This is a genomic window from Candidatus Omnitrophota bacterium, assembly GCA_016929445.1.
Lineage (GTDB): Bacteria > Omnitrophota > Gorgyraeia > JAFGIU01 > JAFGIU01 > JAFGIU01.
Window position 1 is genome coordinate 21,836 of record JAFGIU010000005.1, and the last position, 19,813, is coordinate 41,648.

The window sequence follows — 19,813 nt, forward strand, 5'->3', positions numbered from 1 at the left end:
GCTTCTTCTACCGCAGTTGCAGAGAATGGATATTTGCAACTATCTATTGAGCTAAATAAATACGGGTACTTGGAGAATACGTTTATGAAAGGCCGGGAAAGCGGTATGCCTGAGAAGGATATATGGGAAGAGTTTTTCGATCCCGCGAAAATTTTGGCAACGCTAGGAATGGATGAAAAAATCAGGGATGTTGTCGAGTTCGGCTGCGGCTATGGCACCTTTACGATTCCTGCCGCGAGGATGGTTAAGGGGAAGGTGATTGCGATTGATATTGATTCTGCAATGACGTCGCTGACCCGGAAGGAAGCGGGGCAAAGCGGGCTTAGTAATATCGTAACCGCGACCCGCGATGTCGTGGCTGATGGAACGGGCGTTGAGGATGAAAGCATTGATTTCGTGATGTTTTTCAACATTCTCCATATTGAGCAGCCAGACATTTTGCTTCGTGAAGCGCGCCGGATTCTTCGCAGAGGCGGCAAGCTCAGCATTATCCATTGGAATTATGATCCGTTGACACCCAGAGGGCCTTCGATGGAGATTCGGCCAAAGCCGGAAGATTGTGTCAGGTGGGCGGAAGGCGTAGGATTTCATTCGCCGCAACGGTATGATTTAAAACCGTATCATTATGGGATTGTTTTGAGTAAATGAAGGAGGGTTCGCTATGAAAATCGGCGTGATTATTTCGTCAAATGACGCGGAAACAAGCTGGAACGCGCTTCGGTACGCGAATTTTGCGCTTAGCCAGAAGGACGATGTGAAGGTGTTCTTCATGGGCAAGGGCGTTGAGTATCAGAATATCAGCACGGACAAGTTCGATACCATTGGGCAGGCTGAGAAATTAATGCAGGAAGGTGGGGAGATTTGTGCCTGCGGAACGTGCATCAAATCCCGCAATGAGGAAGGCTCTGAAATGTGTCCAATCAGCACGATGAAGGACATGTATGACATTGTCAAAGAAAGTGACAAGGTGGTGACATTTTAAAGGGTGCTGTGCCGGAAATGAACGGCAAAAATCCCCTGCTAAAGAAAGAAATCGGGCTTGGCGGGGCTGTGATGATGGGCCTGGGTTCCATTCTGGGAACGGGAGTTTTTGTTTCCGTTGGAATTGCTGCGGGCATCTCCGGCCCATCCGTTATTCTGGCTGTCCTGCTGGCGGCGGTTGTGGCGATGTGCAATGCGTTTAGCAGCGCTCAGTTGGCGGCTAATCACCCGGTAAGCGGCGGCACATACGAGTACGGATACCACTATTTGCACCCCCTCTTTGGGTTTACTGCGGGATGGATGTTTTTGTGCGCCAAAAGCGCCTCGGCGGCCACGGCATCTCTAGGCTTTTCCGGTTATCTGGTAAACAGTTTGGGGCTCCCGTCCGGGTATTTTGTTCCTGTTGCTCTGTTGGTTTGCGTCCTATTCACAGGGTTAGTGCTTAGCGGTGTTCGCCGGGCGAGCGTGGTTAATAGTGTGATTGTTGGTATGACGTTGCTTTCGCTCGGAGCTTTTGTGGTCTGTGGCTTGCCTTCGGTTTTCTCAACGGATCACAGCCGCTTTATTCCCTTTTTCGCTCCCGGACCGGAACATGGCAAAGGGGCGATGGCCGCGCTTCTTCACGCAACGGCATTGATGTTTGTGGCGTACACGGGGTATGGGCGAATTGCCACTTTGGGGGAAGAAGTTCACGATCCCCGGCGCATCATTCCACGGGCGATTGTTCTTACGTTGATTGTGTCCGCCGTTGTTTATACGGCGGTTAGCGCGGTGGCGGTAGGTGCCGTCGGTTCCGAAGCGCTTAGCCAAGCCGCCCATACCGGGGCAGCTCCCCTGGAAGTGGTGGCCCGTGGATTTTCACCTGCGGGAGTGCATTTAGTGGTGGCCTTGGGAGCTATGACGGCCATGCTGGGGGTTCTGCTCAACTTGATCCTCGGTTTATCACGGGTATTGTTGGCCATGGGACGGAGAGGCGATATGCCTGGGGCAGTGGCGCGTCTTAACGCAACGCAAACGACACCTTATGTGGCGGTCATCGTGGTGGGAATGATTATTATCGGTTTGGCCTCCCTGGGAAGCGTCAAGACGGCATGGACGTTCAGCGCGTTTACAGTGCTCATTTATTACGCCATTACAAATTTCGCCGCCCTGCGTCTGACAAAGGAACAGCGGCTTTATCCACGGATTTTTGCCTGGGGCGGCCTTGGGGCCTGTCTATTTTTGGCCTTTTGGGTAGAGGTTCAAGTCTGGGTTGCGGGGTTTATCCTCATTATGTTGGGGATGTTATGGTGGGTGGTCGCCCAGCAAATAGCTCTCAGGAAATCTGCATAGATCATACGAACGTCAGGACTTCCCCAAAAATGCGGGTTTGCGGTTAAGGCATCTTCCGCCAAGAAAAAGTTGCTAAACTCATCCAATCGGTGGAGCCCCTGAAACAGGGGACATGTGCTTGTTACGTGTCCCCTGTTGATAGTGATCAAGCAAGTTCGAAAAGAGGCCGGTAGAGGCAGCCTTCATCCCCAACCCTCCGCAATAAAATAGGTTGCAGCGGGCTGTTGTTTGTCGTTGTGTTCACGTCTGGAATAGGGCAAGGTGATGAATGGACCTGGAGGAAATGATGGGCTCTCAGGCAGTCCGTAAAATTTTGATTATCGGCCACACCAATCTCGGAGATGTGGTTTGCGACGCGGCGGTGGTTGCGCCTCTGCGGAGTTGTTTTCCACAGGCAGAGATTTCCTTCCTGACCTCCCCGTCCGGGGCGGAGTTGATGAACGGCTATACTGGGCTGGACGAGGTAATTTGCTGGGACAAGCGCAGCGTTGGCCGTAATGTGCTGAAGAGAGTCCATTTTGCTTGCCGGTTGCGTGCAAAGCGCTACAACCTTGCCGTTGTGCTGAAAAAGACGTTGCTGCAACGCTTTCTCTCGATTCCCCAAATTTGGGAGCTTTGGGATGTTCGCACAATGAGATCAAACCGGGCGCGCTCTCATCCGGTTGATAGATATCTCGAACATCTTCGCGGCTACGGTGTCGATGTGCCAAGAGCCGCTTTTGGGTTTTCATGGAGACCGGAGGATGAAATCTTTTGCGACCAATTCCTGGCTGCGGCAGGGATAGGCGCTCGGGATCGTCTGGTAGCCATTTGTCCGATGGCCGCTTGGTCACAAAAGAGTTGGCCTATAGAAAAGTGGAATGAACTGGCCGAGGCTCTTCGAAACGGTCACGGGATAAGGACAATCGCTCTGGGCCGCAGTGGAGACGAACGGTTCAGGGAGCTTGTCCGGCGGCAGATTGACAATCGGATTGTTTCGGCGCTGGACGGGACAAACTTGAAACAAGCGATGGCCTTGATGAAGAGATGCGCTGTTTTTATTGGCCCTGACTCCGGACTGCTTCACCTTGCAAGCTGTTTGGGCATGGAAACAATCGGAGTCTACGGACCGACTCCGAAGGACTATATCTACCCCTATTTTCACCGGGGGAATCTGGTTTCCACCGGCGCGGACCTGCCTTGCATGCCTTGCTATCCGGGTTTCGAGAACTATCCCTGTAAAGACAGGCATCCGTACGGTGTTTGTATGGAAGAACTGGATTTTCAGCGTGTATGGGACTTGGTGAAGCAGAAGCTTATGCTTGGCTGATAGGGTCGGCTGGTCTGTAGTATTCTGCAAGGGGAGATTTCTCAAAACCCTCTGTGGACTAATAGGTTACGGATGGTTTCGATTTGGTTGTGGCGTTGGTTTAGGAAATGCAAGACGGTGTATTTGCCGTATGGTTCCGGATTAAGTATGATGCGCAATGATTGATCAGAGGTTTCCGGGATAACTGTTACTCAGTCCAATGCCTTAGGAGTGGTGGAAACCAGTTGGAGCTGGCTTCTGGTAAGGAGTGTAGGGAGGGGATTAGAGATGAAGATGCTGCAGGAATTCAAAGCGTTTGCAATGCGAGGAAATGTGGTTGATATGGCAGTGGGTATCATCATCGGTGGCGCGTTCGGCAAAATCGTGGCTTCGCTGGTAAATGACGTTATTATGCCGCCGATTGGAAAATTGCTGGGAGGTGTTGATTTTGGAAGTTTGTATATCAATCTGAGCGGTACCCAGTATGCAAGTCTTGAGGCAGCAAAGGAAGTGGGCGCGGCCACCATTAATTACGGGCTTTTCCTGAACACGGTTATTAATTTCGTCATCGTTGCCTTTGCGATATTCATGATGATCAACGTAATGAATGCAGCCAAGAAAAAGGAGGAGGCAGCTCCTGCGGCTCCCCCAGCCCCTCCCCGTCAGGAAGTGCTGCTAGAGGAAATCAGGAATCTTCTAGCCACGAAGAGATGAAGTTTCCACTTGGGCACAATGCTGCTTGGCAGCCTTCCAGGCGCAAGGATGATGTCATTCCCACAAGGTTTTTGGGGTGGACCTCAAACAAGCCAGGAACTCTCCTTACTACCGGCTTAATAATGGGGTTGGGTCACTCCTCCTAAGGTGGGTGGAGCACAAGAAGCTTTGAAATGTTCTGCCGTTAATGATGTCCAAGGGCTTTCTCTTTTCTGTACAACAAGTTAGGATCTTCGCCCTGCATTCTTGTATGTGCTTGCCACCAGGAATGTCTATCGCTACACTAGGGATCCAGCCGAATTAATCTGGAGGGGGTAAAACTCATGAATACACGCAAGTTATCACTGGCCGCAGCGATGGCATGCTTGTTGTCTATGCTGTTATGCACAGTCGTTTTGGCCAGTCCCGTCCCGGACAAGGGACATGCAAAGCCAAACAAATTCTGGTGGCCGGAGCAGCTGGATCTCAGCCCGCTTCGGGCACATTCTCCTGAATCCAATCCGTATGGCGAGGAATTCAATTACGCAGAGGAATTCAAGAGTCTCGACCTTGAGGCCGTGAAGAAGGATATTAACGGCCTACTGACGCAATCTCAGGATTGGTGGCCGGCGGATTACGGTAACTATGGGCCGTTTTTTATCCGGATGGCCTGGCACAGCGCGGGCACTTACAGGCAGGGGGACGGCCGGGGCGGTGCCGGGGGTGGCCAGCAGCGCTTTGATCCTCTCAACAGCTGGCCGGACAACGCGAATCTCGACAAGGCACGGCGCTTGCTTTGGCCTGTCAAACAGAAGTATGGAAGAAAGATTTCCTGGGCTGATTTGCTGGTTCTAACGGGCAATGTGGCCATGGAGAATATGGGCTTCAAGACCCTTGGCTTTGCCGGCGGGCGTGAAGACGACTGGGAGCCGGATCTGGTCTATTGGGGCCCTGAGACTGAAATGTTGGGTGATGAACGCCACATGGAAGGCAGAAAGCTGGATAATCCCATGGGCGCAACCCAGATGGGCCTTATTTATGTGAACCCTGAAGGCCCGAATGGCAACCCCGACCCAGTCGCCGCGGCAAAGGATATTCGTGAGACTTTTGCTCGTATGGGAATGAATGATGAAGAGACGGTTGCGCTGATTGCAGGCGGACATACCTTTGGCAAAACTCACGGCGCGGCTGATCCCAAGGAATATGTGGGCCCTGCACCGGGGGGTTCTCCGATCGAAGAGCAAGGCCTTGGCTGGAAAAGCTCCTTCGGTAAAGGCAATGCGGAAGATACCATCACCAGCGGCTTAGAGGGCGCATGGACATCGGTTCCATTCGTCTTTACGACGATGTTTCTGGAGAATTTGTTCAAATTCGAGTGGAAGCAAACGAAAAGCCCTGCAGGGGCGATACAGTGGATTCCAACCGATGAGTCCGCTGCCGGTATGGTGCCGGATGCGCATATTGAAGGGAAGTTTCACGCCCCCATCATGCTCACCACAGACCTGTCACTCAAGGAGGATCCCGCTTACCGGAAAATAGCAATGCGCTTCCACGAAAATCCTGAAGAATTCAAGGATGCCTTTGCCCGGGCCTGGTTCAAGCTGACGCACCGCGATATGGGGCCGCGCTCCCGCTATATTGGGCCGGATGTTCCGGACTTGGAGCTGATTTGGCAGGATCCTGTGCCTCCTGTGGATCACGACCTGGTCAAGGGTACGGATATCGCGAAACTCAAGAAAGAAATTCTCGATTCGGGGCTTACGGTCCCGGAGCTCGTCAGAACTGCCTGGGCCTCTGCTGCGAGCTTCCGTGTGAGCGATATGCGGGGTGGCGCGAATGGGGCGCGGGTGCGTTTGGAGCCGCAAAAGAGCTGGACGGTCAATAACCCGCAAGAGCTGCAGAAAGTGCTCAAGAGTCTGGAAAAGATCCAAAAGGACTTCAATGACTCACGCAAGGATAACACGAAGGTGTCTTTGGCTGATGTGATTGTTTTGGGCGGCGCTGCTGCCATCGAGAAGGCGGCAAAGGATGCGGGACACACCGTCGAGGTTCCTTTTGCGCCGGGGCGCACGGACGCCTCGCAGGCACAAACGGATGTGAACACCTTTGCATTTCTTGAGCCGGCTGCAGATGGTTTCCGTAATTACTTAGACGACAATTGCGGCAAGTCCCCCACTGACATGCTCGTGGACAAGGCGAGCCAATTGGATCTTACTGTTCCCGAGATGACCGTTCTGGTTGGCGGTTTGCGCGCGCTGGGGGCCAATTCCGGGCAATCCAAACACGGGATCTTCACGGACCAACCTGGGACACTGAGCGCTGACTTCTTCGTGAACTTGCTGGATATATCCACGAAATGGGAGCAGTCTGCGGAGTCTGAGGGCGTCTATGAAGGCTACGACCGCAAGACAGGCGAGCTAAAATGGACAGCGACTTCCGTTGATCTGATCTTCGGTTCGAACTCTGAATTGCGGGCGATTGCCGAGGTGTACGCATTTGACGATTCTAAAGAAAAGTTTGTGAGCGATTTTGTCGATGCTTGGGTTAAGGTGATGAGACTCGACCGCTTTGATCTAAGTTAGAAGCCTGAAGCCAAACTCGTGTGAGACTGGTAGAAGGAGCTTTTGTTATATAATACTGGCGTTGCAGTTGCGGCGAACGGGAGTTCGTGGGTGACTGCAACGCCTTTTTTTGTCACAAAACGTTTCCAAAGGAATTGCGAAAACACCATGTTTAAACCGAAGCTGTTGACTTGCCTTAAAGATTATTCGTTCACGCAGTTTCGCTCGGATCTCATTGCCGGGTTGATTGTCGGCGTTGTGGCTTTGCCGCTTGCTATTGCTTTTGCGATTGCCTCCGGTGTTTCTCCGGACAGGGGGCTTGTGACTGCTGTTGTGGCAGGATTTCTTATTTCAGCCTTGGGGGGCAGCCGGGTCCAGATCGGCGGCCCGACGGGTGCATTTGTCGTGATTGTGTATGCAATTGTCCAGAGATACGGCATAGACGGGCTTGTCCTGGCCACTTTGATGGGGGGAGTTATTCTGATCATCATGGGCCTAGTCGGCTTTGGTGTTGCGCTCAAGTTCATTCCTTACCCTGTTACGGTCGGATTTACATCGGGAATTGCGGTGATTATCGCGTTGGCCCAGGTGAAGGACTTTCTGGGCCTTTCGATGGATCAAGTGCCCGCTGAATTTGTGGATAAGATTGTTGCTTACTCACAACATATCACTAGCTTCAACCATTACGCGGTTGTCCTGAGTTTCACAACGGTTATCATTATATTTCTATGGCAAAGACTATCCAAAGTAGTGCCGGGATCTCTCGTGGCGTTGCTTACCGTTACGGCCGTGGCCTATTTCCTTAAGCTTCCTGTCGAGACCGTCGGAAGCCGTTTCGGCGACATCCCGCATGCCTTGTCATGGCCGGTTTTTCCGGCTATCAATTTGGATATGGTCCAAACGCTGCTTCCTTCGGCCTTTACCATTGCGATTTTGGCCGGGATTGAATCGCTTTTATCTGCAGTTGTCGCGGATGGAATGATCGGAGGAAAGCACCGGTCTAATACTGAGTTGGTTGCACAAGGTATTGCGAACATCGCATCGGCGCTATTTGGAGGCATGCCTGCCACGGGAGCGATCGCAAGAACGGCTACCAATGTCCACAATGGAGGCCGCACTCCGGTAGCAGGAATTGTCCACGCGTTAACGCTTGTGCTGATCATGTACCTGTTTGCGAAATGGGTCGTCTATATTCCTCTCGCTTGTCTTTCGGGGATTCTTGTGTTGGTTGCCTACCGCATGAGCGAATGGAAGTCGTTTGTAATGATCCTAAGATCGCCCCGGAGTGATGTGGTTGTCCTTCTTATTACGTTTCTTTTAACGGTCATTATGGACTTGACGGTTGCCATTGAAGTCGGGGTTGTGTTGTCTGCTTTCTTGTTGATTCACCGGCTTTCGTTGACTCCGAATATCGGAATTATCTCGAGGGACTTCAAGGCAAACGAGGACAACGGGGATGATCTAGAGTTGCACCAGGAGGAGATTCCGAATGGTGTTGAAGTTTATGAAATCATTGGCGCCTTCTTTTTTGGTGTGGCATCGACATTTATTGAAACAATGAATAATATCGAGAAACAGCCGAAGGTGCGGATTCTCAGAATGCGGAATGTATTGAGTGTCGACGCGACGGCTTTGAATGCGCTGCGGCATGTTGTAAGGAATGCAAAGAAACACAATCTGGCTGTTGTGCTTTCCGGGATTCATGCGCAACCGATGATGGCCTTGAGGCAATCAGGGCTTTACGAGGAAATCGGCGAAGAGAATGTGTTGCCCAATATTGACGCGGCATTGGAACGTGCCCGGGAAGTGCTGAAGATAAGTGAACAGGAGGACAAATAGATGGGAAAAGAACAAAACGCGAGAAAGAACGAAAAGAAAAAACCCCAGAAGACAGCCAAGGAGAAAAAACAAGCCAAGCGGGAAAAGAAAAAGAATAAGTAGCAGGTCTCTTGCAGACTAATTCTCTCAAGACAGACAAATCTATCAAGAGGGCCGTTCTGCTTGCGGCCACGCTGGGGTCCTTTCTGACCCCCTTTATGGGGTCCTCCATCAATATTGCTCTGCCCACCATCGGGAGAGAACTCTCCATGGACGCCGTGCTGCTGGGTTGGCTTCCCACCGCGTATCTTTTGGCTGCTGCTGTCTTCCTGGTCCCTATCGGTAAAGTTGCGGATATTTACGGGAGAAAACGCGTATTCACCGTTGGGATATGGATCGATGCGGTTTCTTCGGTTTTATGCGCCCTGGCCGGCGGATCCGCCTGGCTGATCGGTTGTCGCGTGGTGCAGGGGATCGGGAACGCCATGATGTTCGGCACCGGAGTGGCAATGCTCACCTCGGTGTTTCCTTCCGGCCAACGAGGTAAGGCCTTGGGGATTAATGTGGCGGCAGTCTATTTAGGGCTGTCTTTGGGCCCCTTTTTAGGAGGATTACTGACCCAGTATTTGGGCTGGCGGAGCATCTTCTGGGCAAATGCGCTGGTGAGCGCAATGGTTCGCCTGTTTGTTCTGAGCGCTATCAAACAGGAGTGGGCCGAGGCTAAGGGAGAGAGACTGGATATTGTGGGTTCGGTCCTTTACGGAGTGATGCTGATTTTGTTGATGTATGGACTGACCCTGTTGCCGGCAAGAGCAGGTCTCTATCTCGTGGGCCTTGGAATAGCCGGCTTGGGAGCTTTTATTAGGTGGGAAATCCAAACACCTCATCCTGTCCTGGACATGAAGCTGTTCTTGGACAACCGTGTCTTCGCGTTCTCGAATCTGGCTGCGCTGATCAACTACAGTGCCACCTTTGGTGTGGGATTGTTGTTGAGTCTGTATCTGCAATTTGTCAAAGGACTGGATCCTGCGCATGCGGGACTGGTGCTGGTGGCGCAGCCGGTGGTGATGAGTGTGTTTTCGCCGTTTGCGGGGAGGCTTTCGGACCGGGTGGAGTCGAGAATCGTGGCTTCGGTCGGAATGGGCCTGATTGCTATCAGTCTGAGTTTGTTGAGTTTCCTGAACGAGCAAAGTTCGCTGGCTTTTGTGATTGCGTGTCTTCTGTTACTTGGCTTGGGTTTTGCTCTCTTTTCATCACCGAATACAAATGCCGTGATGGGTTCTGTGGAGAGCAAGTTCTATGGAGTAGCCTCTGCCACATTGGGCACCATGCGTCTGACCGGCCAAATGCTGAGCTTAGGGCTGGTGATGTGGCTATTGACTGTCTACGTTGGGAAGGTCCCCATTACACCCGAAGTTCACGCGGCCTTAGTCCTGGGCACAGGAATGGCCTTTAGGGTCTTCGCCGCATTTTGCGCCTGCGGGGTTTGGGCCTCCTGGATTCGTGGAATGACAGGAAATCTTCCGGCCCAGTTGTGAAGGATTGGTGATGGCAAAATAGTAGAGGAGCGCTATGAGAGGTCATTTGACAAGATGTGTTATTGCCTCTGTGATTGTACTTTCCGGATGTGCCTATGCCGGATATCTGAAGGACCCGTTTGTGGATATCCCCGCATTTTCAAAGGTTACGGATAATTTGTACCGGGGAGCCTACCCGAAGCCCGAGGGCTATACTCGGTTAAAGTCCCTGGGTATTAAAACAATCGTCAATCTAAGCGACGATACTCGATACGAGCCCCAAGAAAAGAAAGTGGCCGCAGAATACGGGTTCAACTACGTGCATATTCCTTTGGGCGTCTATACTTGGCCTGAGGATGAAAACGTTCTAAAATTTCTGCAGACAGTTTTGGGGCCGCAATACCAGCCCGTGTTTGTGCACTGCAGCAATGGCCGGGACCGAACCGGTGCCATGATTGCCGTGTATCGCACCATTGTGGAAGGAAAGGGCCCCAAAGAGGGCTATAAAGAAGCATTGGATCACGGATTCTGGCCCTATCGGGGCGAGGTGGTTCTTAAGAAATATATTCACCAACTCAAAGACCGGAAAATTCTCTATGAATATGTGGAGTCCCACCAAAACAGCCGGGGTAGTTCTTTTTAGCGCACTTTTGGTTTGTCCGCAAGCGTATGCGTTATCCCCTCCGCATCATGTCTACAATATTTCCAGACGATTGGTCCAAGTTGTCGGGGCGCCTTTTTACTGGACCTTTTATCAAGGTCCGAAAAATGCGAAAAAGGCCTATGTTGAAGAAGTCTGGGAACTGGAAAAGGAAGAGCAGCGCGGTAAGTGGCGCAACAGGCTCATTAAGGCTCCGCCGCGGATGATCGGGGAAGAAGCCAAAGCCATTGTGGACGGTATTACCGGGAGCGTCGATGCGGCCGGCGAGGCACTAAAAGAATTTATCAGCATCTTTTGCAGCGACTAGCCGGATTATCTGCTGGGCCAGAGAACAATCTTCAAGGTACTGGAAAAGCGGGGGAATGCCGTGCGTATTCTTGTGGTCGAAGACGAAAAGAAACTTGCTAGTTTTGTGGAGAGAGGGCTCAAGGAACAGCACTATGCGGTTGATACGGCTTACACCGGGCCGGATGCGCTCTTTATGGCCGTATCCAATTCCTATGACCTCATCATTTTGGACTGGATGCTTCCCGGCAAAGACGGTATCACAGTCTGTAAGGAATTGCGGGAAAAGAATATCTCCGTTCCGATCCTTTTGCTCACTGCCAAGGGAGATATTGACGACAAGGTGACAGGACTGGATGCAGGAGCGGATGATTATCTAACAAAACCCTTTTCCTTCAAAGAGTTGCTGGCCCGTGTGCGGGTGCTTTTGCGCAGACAAAGCGGTGAAAAGCAAACCGAGCTCCGGGTCGCGGATTTGGTGCTGAACCAAGCCACTCGAAAGGTGCACCGCGCCGGCCGGGAGATCGAGCTGACCAGTACAGAGTATGCGCTCTTGGAATATCTTATGATCCATGCCGGTGAGGTAGTCACGCGCACCATGATCTCGGAGCATGTTTGGAACGACGACTTTGACACCTTTACCAACGTGATCAACGTTTATGTAAGTTATCTTAGAAAGAAAATGGACACGGGGTATTCAAAACAACTCATCCATTCTGTAAGAGGAGTGGGCTATATGATCAAAGGGTCCTAATGCGCTATAAATCGATACGATTTAGAGCCAGCGTTGTATATTCCATCATTCTTCTTAGCGTACTTATGGCCAACAGTGCGGCTTTGTTCGAAATCTCCCGCCGGGCCCTTCTCGCCGATGTGGACGACAAGCTCAGAATTTCCGCGGTGGAGCTATCCAATATCATTAATGCCTATGAGAAAGTAACCTTGTCGGAACGGGCAACAATGCCGGTGACCGTAACAAGAAACCGTATTAGTATCGGCCCACCGGTAGTGAAAAGCGAGGCAAGGAAGATTATCGACAGTCTCTGGAAATCTCAGTCCGAACTCCTTGATTACAAGGATGACTTCATCCGGGTTATGGATGCGCAGGGACAAGTGGTCATGCAATCAGGCCAGTTTCCTGACGAGCTTCAAACACAGTTTGACCAGTATTTTGCGGCCTCTGGCGAGGAGACCGCTTTTAAAACGACTATGACTGGAGAGGCCCACTTACGGATTGTGCGCTATCCCTTTGTCTCATCCTTTAAGGTTCCCTATGTGATTGAGATCGGGACATCTCTGCGCCGTATTGACGGTATGCTGCGCAAATTTGTTGTTGCGAGCGGCATAAGCATTCTCGGTATTCTGTTGCTGACCAGCTTTGTGGGAGGGATTTTTGTATCAAGAATATTGAAACCCGTGCGCCGGATTATTGAATCCGCCAACCGAATTAGTGCCAAGGATTTGCATGTGCGTATTCCGGAGGTGGGGGCTGATGAAGAGATATGTTATCTAATCGAATCCCTGAACAGAATGATTGAGCGCTTAGAAACATCGTTCTCGCATATTAATCAGTTTAGTTCTCATGTAGCCCATGAGCTGAAGACGCCGCTGGCGATAATTCGGGGTGAGATGGAAGTGGCGGCAGAACAGGCTAAATCCCCCGAGGACTTTCAAACTGTTGTTCAAAACTGTTTGGAAGAGATACAAAATATTAACCGGATTATTACGGATATTTTATTGTTGGCTCGGGTGGATTACCGGCCTGATGTGTTGCAGCTCGAAAGGATAAACCTCTGTGAATTCTTAGGCGAAATATTTGAGCATAGTCAGGTGTTGGCTGAAGCAAAGGAGATGCGCGTTGAGCTGGAATGTGCTTCTCAGAATGTTTTTGTTCAGGCGGATAAGGTTCATTTGCGACGGTTGGTATTCAACCTGGTTAACAACGCGATTAAGTATTCCCCACGGACCAGCCGGATCATCCTCCGGTTGGAGAAGGAAGGCAAGGAAGCCGTTGTTTCCGTGCAGGACTTTGGAATGGGAATATCCGAAAAAAATGTGCTCAAGATTTTTGACCAATTCTACCGGGTTCCTCAGGAAAGCGAAGAGATCGAACCCGGAACAGGCTTGGGACTGAGTATTGCTCAAGCCATTGCAAGAGCCCACCGGGGAAGACTTTGCGTAAACAGCCAGCTCGGTGCAGGTTCGACCTTCATACTTCATTTGCCGCTCGCCTAGTCCGGCAGGCGGCCTCCTTTCCCTTCGCAGGTTCCCTGGAAAAATAAGAAAAATTTAACCTTCGTCTAACCCTCCTTTAAGGATCCCTTTGATATGCTTTGCCTAAAAGGAGGGTGAGATGGCCAAAATCCTGGTTGTGGACGATGAAAAGCGAATCCGCGAGACCTGCGCGATCTACTTTGCTGACCGGGGGCATGATGTATTTCAGGCGTCGGATGCGGTTTCGGGATTTAGTGTCGTAGACAAGGAAGGCGTTGACTTAGTGCTTTTGGATTTGAATCTGGGTGAGATCCAGGGGGATACGCTCAATGATGTGATAGCCAGCTTTCACCCTAAGGTGTTGGTGGTTGTAAGCAGCGTATTTCCGGTGGAGGACCAGAAGGAATTCGTATCGGACGCCGACGAATATCACGATAAGGCGGACGGATGGGCTGTGTTGGAGAAAAAGGTGAATCGTCTCCTAAATATTGAGGATCAGAAAGCTGCAGAGCAGCAGAAAGGGGTTGAGAAATGAAGAGGACTGGAATGTGGGTAGGGATAGCGAGTGTCCTCTTGCTGGCCTTTATGTTTGAGGCCGTACGCTTAATCTGGGTCGAAAGCGCGTTTGCTAATTCCACGGCTGTCCCGGTGAACGTGAATACGTCTGTGAATCAGGACTCTGTCACAGGGGATCCAATGGAGAAAGCGGGAGTGCACGAGTGGGATCCCTTCTCCGAGATGCAAAGCATTTGGGAAGAGATGGCTGCCATGCAACGCAGAATGGAGTCGGTACTGGCTAGTCATCAAATGTTTCCGGGCCCCGGCGTAGAGGGTCTTAGTTTCTCGCCGCGGGGCGGATTCTTTGATCCGGATGTAGAGATCCAGGAAACAAAGGGAGCATACACCGTCAAGGTGGATCTGCCTGGTATGGAGAAAGACAAGATAGACGTTCAGGTGACGGACAATGTGCTGCGGATCTCGGGCGAGCGTGACCGCACGGAAGAGAGCCGCAACGAGGATGAAGGCAACTACTTCTATCGAAGCGAGCGCACTTTTGGGTCCTTTAGCCGGCAGATTCCTCTTCCGGAAAATGTGGACACGTTGAAAGCAAAGGCCGAGTACAAGAATGGCGTGTTACTCGTTACTCTTCCCAAGCTTCAGCCGTCGGGTCAGGAAAAGCAAGCTACCAAGGTACCGGTTATCTAGACAGCAGAAAGTAACTTTAAGTGACAAGGAGGACAAAATGAGTTCATTTTCGTGGAGTGTGATTGATGAGATGGAACGGATGAAAGCGGAGCTGGACAGGGTTCTGAATGGCCTGAATTATTCCGGATTCCGGTCCGTATTGCCGGGGTCATCGGCGAGAAGGTACCCGCTGTTGAACGTTGCTGATGACCGGGAGGAATTTGTTGTCGACGCATTGGTGCCCGGAGTCGAGCCGGCGTCTATTTCGATAACCGTGGCTGGAGACCAGCTTCATGTTGGAGGAGAAAGGCTTTCGATTTCCGAGAAAGTAAAATCCGAAGCGATTCACCGGAGCGAACGGCCTGCGGGCAAGTTTAGTCGTTCCATTACGCTTCCGGCTGAAGTCGATCCGGAGAAAGTAACAGCCAACTGCAATAACGGACTGATTAGGATCAGACTGCCTAAGTCCGAGCGGGCAAAACCCAAAGCAATCGACGTTAAAGTGGGCTAAGTCGTGATGCGAGAAGAACGTCAAAGAATGGAGGGAGTGAGATGAGCAAGGATATTACTACCACGAGTTCAGATACATCTTTGTTGCCTCAAAGTGTAGAAAAGAAAGACTTGTCAACTCGAGAGGATTCGAGATATGTGGCACCCCCGGTGGATATCTACGAAAACTCCGATGGGTTGACTATTGTGGCTGACTTGCCGGGAGTGGCTAAGGAATCAGTCAATGTCAGAGTAGACAATGGGATACTCACCTTGGAATGCCCTTGTTCATATGAGATATCCGAAAACACAGTCCACCATGAATTCGATCTGGCAACGTTCTACCGCCAGTTTCAACTTGCGGATGAAGTGGACCAGGAAAGAATCAGTGCCGATCTCAAATATGGAGTGTTGACCATTCAGTTACCCAAAGCGGAGAAAACCAAGCCGAAGAAAATCGAGGTGAAGGTGGTTTCCTGAATTGATCAAGAAGTGGACTAGAGGCACAGAGAGGAGGAGGAAGTGAAAATGAAGAAAGAACTATTGCCAGTTCAATGGTCGTCCTCTTTGGCCAGCCTGCGGGATGAGGTGTCTACCACTTTTAGCCGGTGGGTGAGCAGGTTGCGCCGAGAAAAGGAGATGTCCTTATCCGGTACTTCGAATGCTGATTGGCCGGGGTGGAACGGACCCTCGGTCGATGTGGAGGATGAGGGCAGTGACATAGTTGTCACGGTGGAGCTGCCGGGGATGGACAAAAAAGATTTCAGCGTGGATCTTGACCGGCAAAAACTTGTAATCCGGGGAGAAAAACGAAATAGCCGGAAGGAAAAAGGGAAGGGATACCAGTATACTGAATGCAGTTACGGAGCTTTCCATAGGGCGGTCCCTCTGCCTTGTGAAGTGGCGGAAGACAGGGTGCAGGCCACATACAAGAAGGGCGTGCTCAAAGTGAAACTTCCCAAAATGGCTTCAGCGGCGGGTCGTCAGATCCCGGTGAATGTGGGAAGATAGAGAGGATTAGAGCCCCCGCAATTGCGTGCAATGTGTGGAGTATACTGATGAAAAAGGTCCTTTTGGGACTTGCACTACTTGCGTTCGTTTTGACCGGAGTGTGCCAGGGCGAAGAGACATCTCTTCGCCCTATCGACGGGCACACATGGGCGGGGGAGAGAAGCTTTTTGACGGGGTACTCTTCCGGCAATGAGGACGGAACGGTCAATATGGTTGTGGAGATTCCGGCCGGGACCAACGAGAAATGGGAGGTCAAAGGGGCTGCGGAGAACCCTGAAGGCTATCTCAAGCGGGATTTTGCGGACCAGATCCCCCGGGTTGTCCAATATTTGCCTTATCCATTCAATTACGGGATGGTCCCCAATACAGTGCTTTCCGAAGAGTCGGGCGGGGATGGGGATCCGCTGGATGTTGTGTTTCTCGGGAGCTCTTGCCCTCGAGGTTCCGTGGTTAGTGTCGCACCTATTGGTGTGATTAAGCTTGTGGATCGCGGTGAGACAGATGACAAGCTCATTGCCGTGGCGCCGGACGGTATCTTTGGCGGGATTCATTCGATCCAGGAATTGGATGAAGGTTTCCCGGGGATTACTGCCATTATCGAAACATTCTTTCTGAACTACAAGGGGCAGGGGAAAATGACCTCCGGGGGTTTTGCAGGTCCTGAGGAGGCCCAGAAGCTCTTAAATTCCGCACTTGTCGACGGTGTACTATTCTCGGATTGAGGCCCGGATATCCTCAAACGGAAGTGAAAATCACGCATTGTATGCTGATCAACGGATAGGATAAATCAAAGTGATTGAATCTTTTTGGCTGTGCTTCATTCCCTTGCTGGTGGCCGTGGATGCCCTCGGCGTTCTCCCGATGTACATGAAGATTACCGAGGGTGTGGATAAGGAACGGCTAAAGCGGGTTCTGACCCAATCGATGTGGACGGCTCTTCTGGTCGCGTACGGGTTTCTTTTTGTGGGAGAGGCTTTTCTTAATGCGCTCAGCGTGACGGCAGGGGATTTCATGATTGCAGGTGGTCTTCTTCTTCTGTTGATTTCAATCAGCGATTTGTTGCTCGGCGAAAAGATTCAACGCAAAGTGGATGGAGACACCCTTGGAGTGGTTCCTATTGGAGTTCCGCTGATTGTCGGGCCGGCCGTGCTGACAACGATCCTCCTGGTCAGCCATCAGTATGGACAAGCGATGACCGCACTTTCGATTGCCATCAACATCGCTCTTGCGGGCCTGACTTTCTTCTTTGCGCCGGTGATCGACCGCTTTGTCGGCAAGTCGGGTATGAAGGCAATATCCAAGATTGCCAGTTTGGTGTTGGCCGCTATTGGTGTACGGATGATTCGCCGGGGGGTCGAGGTCTTTCTGTCCTAACCATGAAAACAACACGTTTGGGCTGAATTCCCCCTGGAGCAGCTTCGAGAAGCCGTCTGAGTGATACGGGCCTGGACAGAACTTACTTCAAAGGCATCCACACTTCGGTCCGGAGTGCTTCAGGTGCCGTAATCTCTGGATTGTTTAAATAGACCTCGATGCAGGGGCCTTTGTTCCAGGTCCGGCCGGAATCCGGTAACCACTCTTCGAACAGTTCCTCGTAGGTGTAAAGCAGGTCTTCATAAGGGCCTTCGTGGATTACGACGGCATAGTCCCCGGCCGGTATTTCTTTGATGGTGATGTCTCCCTCACCCTGGACCTCCGGTCCCACGCTCACGCAGGCATCGTAACGAATTTTGTCGGCAGGCACCTTGTCAGGGTCGTCGTAGGCAATGCCCAAATAGGTGGAGTTCTCAGAAAGAAGGCCCTTGGGCCCGGCCCAACTCATCAACTTGTCCCAGGCGGGTTTGCTCTTCGCATAAGGGCCAATGTGGCGAACACTCGCCACTCGAATCGCTTCCTTTCGTACCGCTTGAATCTCAGCCATCAAAGTCTCCTCTGTATGATATCAGGGACGGGTCTCGCCTACCCCTGTGACTCCAACGAGTTCCATGAGAACCGTCCCCAAGATGTGTCCTTAGGCTACCACAGAGGGATGCAATGAGAAAGAAAGTGTGGCAGCAGATCTAATATTTTGAAGCCACTTTAATAAAAGTAAATTTGGTGACACCCGCCTCTGTTTCTCCTCGTCTAAGCAGTGAAAGGAGGAGCAATCCATGATTCGATCTGTTTCCAGAATTTCCGCAGTGCTGATCCTTGTTGTCGCAAGTGTTTCCCTGGCCGGTTGCCAAACCAGTGGGGCGTACGGACGCCGGGCTCCGGAAAGTGCTGTGTTTGGCAGTCTGTTTGGCGCCGGTGTTGGGGCTATTGCCGGCCATCAATCCGATAGCACAGCCGAAGGTGCTTTGTTAGGTGCTGCCATCGGCGGAGCGGGCGGCTATATGATTGGGAACGAACAGGACAAAGATCAGCTCTATGCGGAAACAGCCCAGGCGCGGCGCGACGCCAATATCGTGGTTATCAACGTACAAAACAGCAATGGTTCGATTACGCCGGTAACCGTACAGCGCCGGGGTAATATCTACGTTGGGCCCAGAGGGGAACATTATTTCAATCTGCCTACAGAGGATCAACTGCGGCCTGTCTACGGATTTTGACATGCTGTCATTCAGCCACGGAGGAAAGGAAAAACAATGACTCACACAAAGACTCTCAGAGGTGTTTCAGCAGGACTGGTGATCGGGCTTCTGGTGTTGTTGAGTGCAGGGGATGCATGGGCGGGTTCCTGCAATTGGAGAGGGTGGAATGGATGGAGAGGAAAGAATGCGGATCACAGTCCGCGCCGTGCATACCGCAACCGCATCCAGGTTATCAAAACCGTTGAACCTATCTACCAACTTCAAGACTGCAATGTCGTGCGGAGGCAGAGAAGTGGCCTTAACAGGACAGTGGTCATCAATATACCGAATGATAACGGCAGCTTTACCCCGGTGACTTTGCAGCAGGAGAACGGGGTCTATATAGGGCCCAGAGGCGAGCAGTACCTGAACATGCCTACGCTCGATCAGCTTAAGGCCGTGTATGGCCTGGACAGTCAGATTGCCAGGCGGTAGAGGAGTGCGGAAAGGGGACGGTTCTCACGGAACTCGCTGCAGTGTAAAGGGAAGGCGAGAACCGTCCCTGAAATGCGGGGTCGCGCTATAATGCACAGATGCACGACGCGGCCGTTGTCCAGGAAGTTCTTTCCGGTCACCCTGATGCTTATGCCACCTTGGTGGCCAGGCATCAGGGGCCGTTGCGCCGTTACTGCTATTCTGTATTGGGAAACCAGACGGACGCCGATGATGCTGCCCAAGAGGTGTTCATCAAGGCGTACAAATCCCTCAAGAGATTTCGGGGCCAATCCAAATTTTCCACCTGGCTTTATCGAATCGCCGTGAATCACTGTAAGGACCTTCTCAGACAGAAAGGGCGCCGGCCGGCCTTCTCCTGGGAGCAGCTTGTGGAGAAGGAGGGGGAAAAGGCAGAGGTTTTGGCCCTGGACCCCACGAATCCCCGCGAAGAGATGGAGAGAGCCGAACTGCGGGATCGGATTTTGGGGCAGCTGAGTGAGGATTACCGCCAGGTCTTGACACTTCGGGAGGTGGAAGGCCTTAGCTACGCGGAAATTGCGGAAATCCTGGATTCTTCCCTGGATTCGGTCAAAGCGAAGCTGCGCAGGGCCCGGTCGGAACTCCGGGATAAACTGGGACACTTCCGGACCCCCGGAAACGTCTAAAGTTCAGAAGGGTGTCAGGCACCACAGTCTAATTGAGATGCTTCACAAGTGGTGCCTGACACCCGG

At 51.7% G+C, this 19,813-nt stretch carries 23 protein-coding genes; 22 read left to right on the top strand and 1 reads right to left on the bottom strand.

What is annotated here, in order from left to right:
- Window positions 1-84 precede the first annotated feature (84 nt).
- The 19 genes from JW937_00565 (at window position 85) to JW937_00655 (ending at window position 17,409) form a co-directional block, all read left to right on the top strand.
- On the top strand, window positions 85-648 hold the full coding sequence (locus JW937_00565) for a class I SAM-dependent methyltransferase (protein ID MBN1585903.1): 564 nt from the start codon (window positions 85-87) through the stop codon (window positions 646-648).
- A 13-nt stretch (window positions 649-661) separates the two neighbouring features.
- A complete protein-coding gene (locus tag JW937_00570; protein ID MBN1585904.1) occupies window positions 662-982 on the top strand; it encodes a DsrE family protein in 321 nt (106 codons plus the stop codon).
- A gap of 17 nt (window positions 983-999) precedes the next feature.
- A complete protein-coding gene (locus tag JW937_00575) occupies window positions 1,000-2,313 on the top strand; it encodes an amino acid permease (protein ID MBN1585905.1) in 1,314 nt (437 codons plus the stop codon).
- A 268-nt stretch (window positions 2,314-2,581) separates the two neighbouring features.
- Window positions 2,582-3,622, top strand: coding sequence for a glycosyltransferase family 9 protein (locus JW937_00580; protein ID MBN1585906.1), 1,041 nt, complete (start codon window positions 2,582-2,584; stop codon window positions 3,620-3,622).
- A 273-nt stretch (window positions 3,623-3,895) separates the two neighbouring features.
- Window positions 3,896-4,315, top strand: coding sequence for a large-conductance mechanosensitive channel protein MscL (mscL, locus tag JW937_00585; protein MBN1585907.1), 420 nt, complete (start codon window positions 3,896-3,898; stop codon window positions 4,313-4,315).
- Window positions 4,316-4,638: 323 nt separating this feature from the next.
- Complete coding sequence (katG, locus tag JW937_00590) at window positions 4,639-6,876, top strand: catalase/peroxidase HPI (protein MBN1585908.1); 2,238 nt, start codon at window positions 4,639-4,641, stop codon at window positions 6,874-6,876.
- A 147-nt stretch (window positions 6,877-7,023) separates the two neighbouring features.
- Window positions 7,024-8,694 (top strand): STAS domain-containing protein, encoded by a 1,671-nt coding sequence (locus JW937_00595; protein MBN1585909.1) that lies wholly within the window; start codon window positions 7,024-7,026, stop codon window positions 8,692-8,694.
- A 143-nt stretch (window positions 8,695-8,837) separates the two neighbouring features.
- Window positions 8,838-10,211, top strand: a complete 1,374-nt coding sequence (locus JW937_00600) for an MFS transporter (protein MBN1585910.1) — start codon at window positions 8,838-8,840, stop codon at window positions 10,209-10,211.
- A 70-nt stretch (window positions 10,212-10,281) separates the two neighbouring features.
- The gene (locus tag JW937_00605; protein MBN1585911.1) at window positions 10,282-10,833 is read left to right on the top strand and encodes a tyrosine-protein phosphatase; all 552 of its coding nucleotides are present in this window, start codon (window positions 10,282-10,284) and stop codon (window positions 10,831-10,833) included.
- Window positions 10,834-10,903: 70 nt separating this feature from the next.
- Entirely contained in the window at window positions 10,904-11,158 is a 255-nt protein-coding gene (locus JW937_00610; GenBank protein ID MBN1585912.1) for a hypothetical protein, read from the top strand.
- Window positions 11,159-11,218: 60 nt separating this feature from the next.
- A complete protein-coding gene (locus JW937_00615) occupies window positions 11,219-11,890 on the top strand; it encodes a response regulator transcription factor (GenBank protein MBN1585913.1) in 672 nt (223 codons plus the stop codon).
- 65 nt (window positions 11,891-11,955) lie between these two features.
- Window positions 11,956-13,371: a HAMP domain-containing protein gene (locus JW937_00620; protein ID MBN1585914.1), complete on the top strand. Its 1,416-nt coding sequence runs from the start codon at window positions 11,956-11,958 to the stop codon at window positions 13,369-13,371.
- A gap of 118 nt (window positions 13,372-13,489) precedes the next feature.
- Window positions 13,490-13,885, top strand: coding sequence for a response regulator (locus JW937_00625; GenBank protein ID MBN1585915.1), 396 nt, complete (start codon window positions 13,490-13,492; stop codon window positions 13,883-13,885).
- A 161-nt stretch (window positions 13,886-14,046) separates the two neighbouring features.
- Window positions 14,047-14,556 carry an Hsp20/alpha crystallin family protein gene (locus JW937_00630; protein ID MBN1585916.1) on the top strand — a complete coding sequence of 170 codons (510 nt, stop codon included), beginning with the start codon at window positions 14,047-14,049 and terminating at the stop codon, window positions 14,554-14,556.
- 37 nt (window positions 14,557-14,593) lie between these two features.
- Entirely contained in the window at window positions 14,594-15,046 is a 453-nt protein-coding gene (locus tag JW937_00635) for an Hsp20/alpha crystallin family protein (GenBank protein MBN1585917.1), read from the top strand.
- Between the two features lie 41 nt (window positions 15,047-15,087).
- Entirely contained in the window at window positions 15,088-15,504 is a 417-nt protein-coding gene (locus JW937_00640) for an Hsp20/alpha crystallin family protein (protein ID MBN1585918.1), read from the top strand.
- A 48-nt stretch (window positions 15,505-15,552) separates the two neighbouring features.
- Entirely contained in the window at window positions 15,553-16,035 is a 483-nt protein-coding gene (locus JW937_00645; protein MBN1585919.1) for an Hsp20/alpha crystallin family protein, read from the top strand.
- A gap of 47 nt (window positions 16,036-16,082) precedes the next feature.
- A complete protein-coding gene (locus JW937_00650) occupies window positions 16,083-16,757 on the top strand; it encodes an inorganic diphosphatase (GenBank protein ID MBN1585920.1) in 675 nt (224 codons plus the stop codon).
- Window positions 16,758-16,827: 70 nt separating this feature from the next.
- On the top strand, window positions 16,828-17,409 hold the full coding sequence (locus JW937_00655) for a MarC family protein (GenBank protein ID MBN1585921.1): 582 nt from the start codon (window positions 16,828-16,830) through the stop codon (window positions 17,407-17,409).
- Window positions 17,410-17,491: 82 nt separating this feature from the next.
- Here JW937_00655 and JW937_00660 read toward each other — a convergent pair whose 3' ends face one another.
- A complete protein-coding gene (locus JW937_00660) occupies window positions 17,492-17,956 on the bottom strand; it encodes a GyrI-like domain-containing protein (GenBank protein ID MBN1585922.1) in 465 nt (154 codons plus the stop codon).
- A gap of 229 nt (window positions 17,957-18,185) precedes the next feature.
- On the opposite strand from JW937_00660, the gene JW937_00665 reads away from it, so the two are divergent.
- The 3 genes from JW937_00665 (at window position 18,186) to JW937_00675 (ending at window position 19,747) form a co-directional block, all read left to right on the top strand.
- The gene (locus JW937_00665) at window positions 18,186-18,626 is read left to right on the top strand and encodes a glycine zipper 2TM domain-containing protein (GenBank protein MBN1585923.1); all 441 of its coding nucleotides are present in this window, start codon (window positions 18,186-18,188) and stop codon (window positions 18,624-18,626) included.
- Window positions 18,627-18,662: 36 nt separating this feature from the next.
- Complete coding sequence (locus JW937_00670; GenBank protein ID MBN1585924.1) at window positions 18,663-19,082, top strand: hypothetical protein; 420 nt, start codon at window positions 18,663-18,665, stop codon at window positions 19,080-19,082.
- Window positions 19,083-19,180: 98 nt separating this feature from the next.
- Entirely contained in the window at window positions 19,181-19,747 is a 567-nt protein-coding gene (locus JW937_00675; GenBank protein MBN1585925.1) for a sigma-70 family RNA polymerase sigma factor, read from the top strand.
- Window positions 19,748-19,813 lie beyond the last annotated feature (66 nt).

What these genes read in the sequence shown, in the direction of transcription:
- JW937_00565 (MBN1585903.1), top strand. Translation starts at nt 85, where the DNA reads ATGAAAGGCCGGGAAAGCGGTATGCCTGAGAAGGATATATGGGAAGAG.
- JW937_00570 (MBN1585904.1), top strand. Translation starts at nt 662, where the DNA reads ATGAAAATCGGCGTGATTATTTCGTCAAATGACGCGGAAACAAGCTGG.
- JW937_00575 (MBN1585905.1), top strand. Translation starts at nt 1,000, where the DNA reads ATGAACGGCAAAAATCCCCTGCTAAAGAAAGAAATCGGGCTTGGCGGG.
- JW937_00580 (MBN1585906.1), top strand. Translation starts at nt 2,582, where the DNA reads ATGGACCTGGAGGAAATGATGGGCTCTCAGGCAGTCCGTAAAATTTTG.
- mscL (MBN1585907.1), top strand. Translation starts at nt 3,896, where the DNA reads ATGCTGCAGGAATTCAAAGCGTTTGCAATGCGAGGAAATGTGGTTGAT.
- katG (MBN1585908.1), top strand. Translation starts at nt 4,639, where the DNA reads ATGAATACACGCAAGTTATCACTGGCCGCAGCGATGGCATGCTTGTTG.
- JW937_00595 (MBN1585909.1), top strand. Translation starts at nt 7,024, where the DNA reads ATGTTTAAACCGAAGCTGTTGACTTGCCTTAAAGATTATTCGTTCACG.
- JW937_00620 (MBN1585914.1), top strand. Translation starts at nt 11,956, where the DNA reads ATGGCCAACAGTGCGGCTTTGTTCGAAATCTCCCGCCGGGCCCTTCTC.
- JW937_00625 (MBN1585915.1), top strand. Translation starts at nt 13,490, where the DNA reads ATGGCCAAAATCCTGGTTGTGGACGATGAAAAGCGAATCCGCGAGACC.
- JW937_00630 (MBN1585916.1), top strand. Translation starts at nt 14,047, where the DNA reads ATGGAGAAAGCGGGAGTGCACGAGTGGGATCCCTTCTCCGAGATGCAA.
- JW937_00635 (MBN1585917.1), top strand. Translation starts at nt 14,594, where the DNA reads ATGAGTTCATTTTCGTGGAGTGTGATTGATGAGATGGAACGGATGAAA.
- JW937_00640 (MBN1585918.1), top strand. Translation starts at nt 15,088, where the DNA reads ATGAGCAAGGATATTACTACCACGAGTTCAGATACATCTTTGTTGCCT.
- JW937_00645 (MBN1585919.1), top strand. Translation starts at nt 15,553, where the DNA reads ATGAAGAAAGAACTATTGCCAGTTCAATGGTCGTCCTCTTTGGCCAGC.
- JW937_00650 (MBN1585920.1), top strand. Translation starts at nt 16,083, where the DNA reads ATGAAAAAGGTCCTTTTGGGACTTGCACTACTTGCGTTCGTTTTGACC.
- JW937_00660 (MBN1585922.1), bottom strand. Translation starts at nt 17,956, where the DNA reads ATGGCTGAGATTCAAGCGGTACGAAAGGAAGCGATTCGAGTGGCGAGT.
- JW937_00665 (MBN1585923.1), top strand. Translation starts at nt 18,186, where the DNA reads ATGATTCGATCTGTTTCCAGAATTTCCGCAGTGCTGATCCTTGTTGTC.
- JW937_00670 (MBN1585924.1), top strand. Translation starts at nt 18,663, where the DNA reads ATGACTCACACAAAGACTCTCAGAGGTGTTTCAGCAGGACTGGTGATC.
- JW937_00675 (MBN1585925.1), top strand. Translation starts at nt 19,181, where the DNA reads ATGCACGACGCGGCCGTTGTCCAGGAAGTTCTTTCCGGTCACCCTGAT.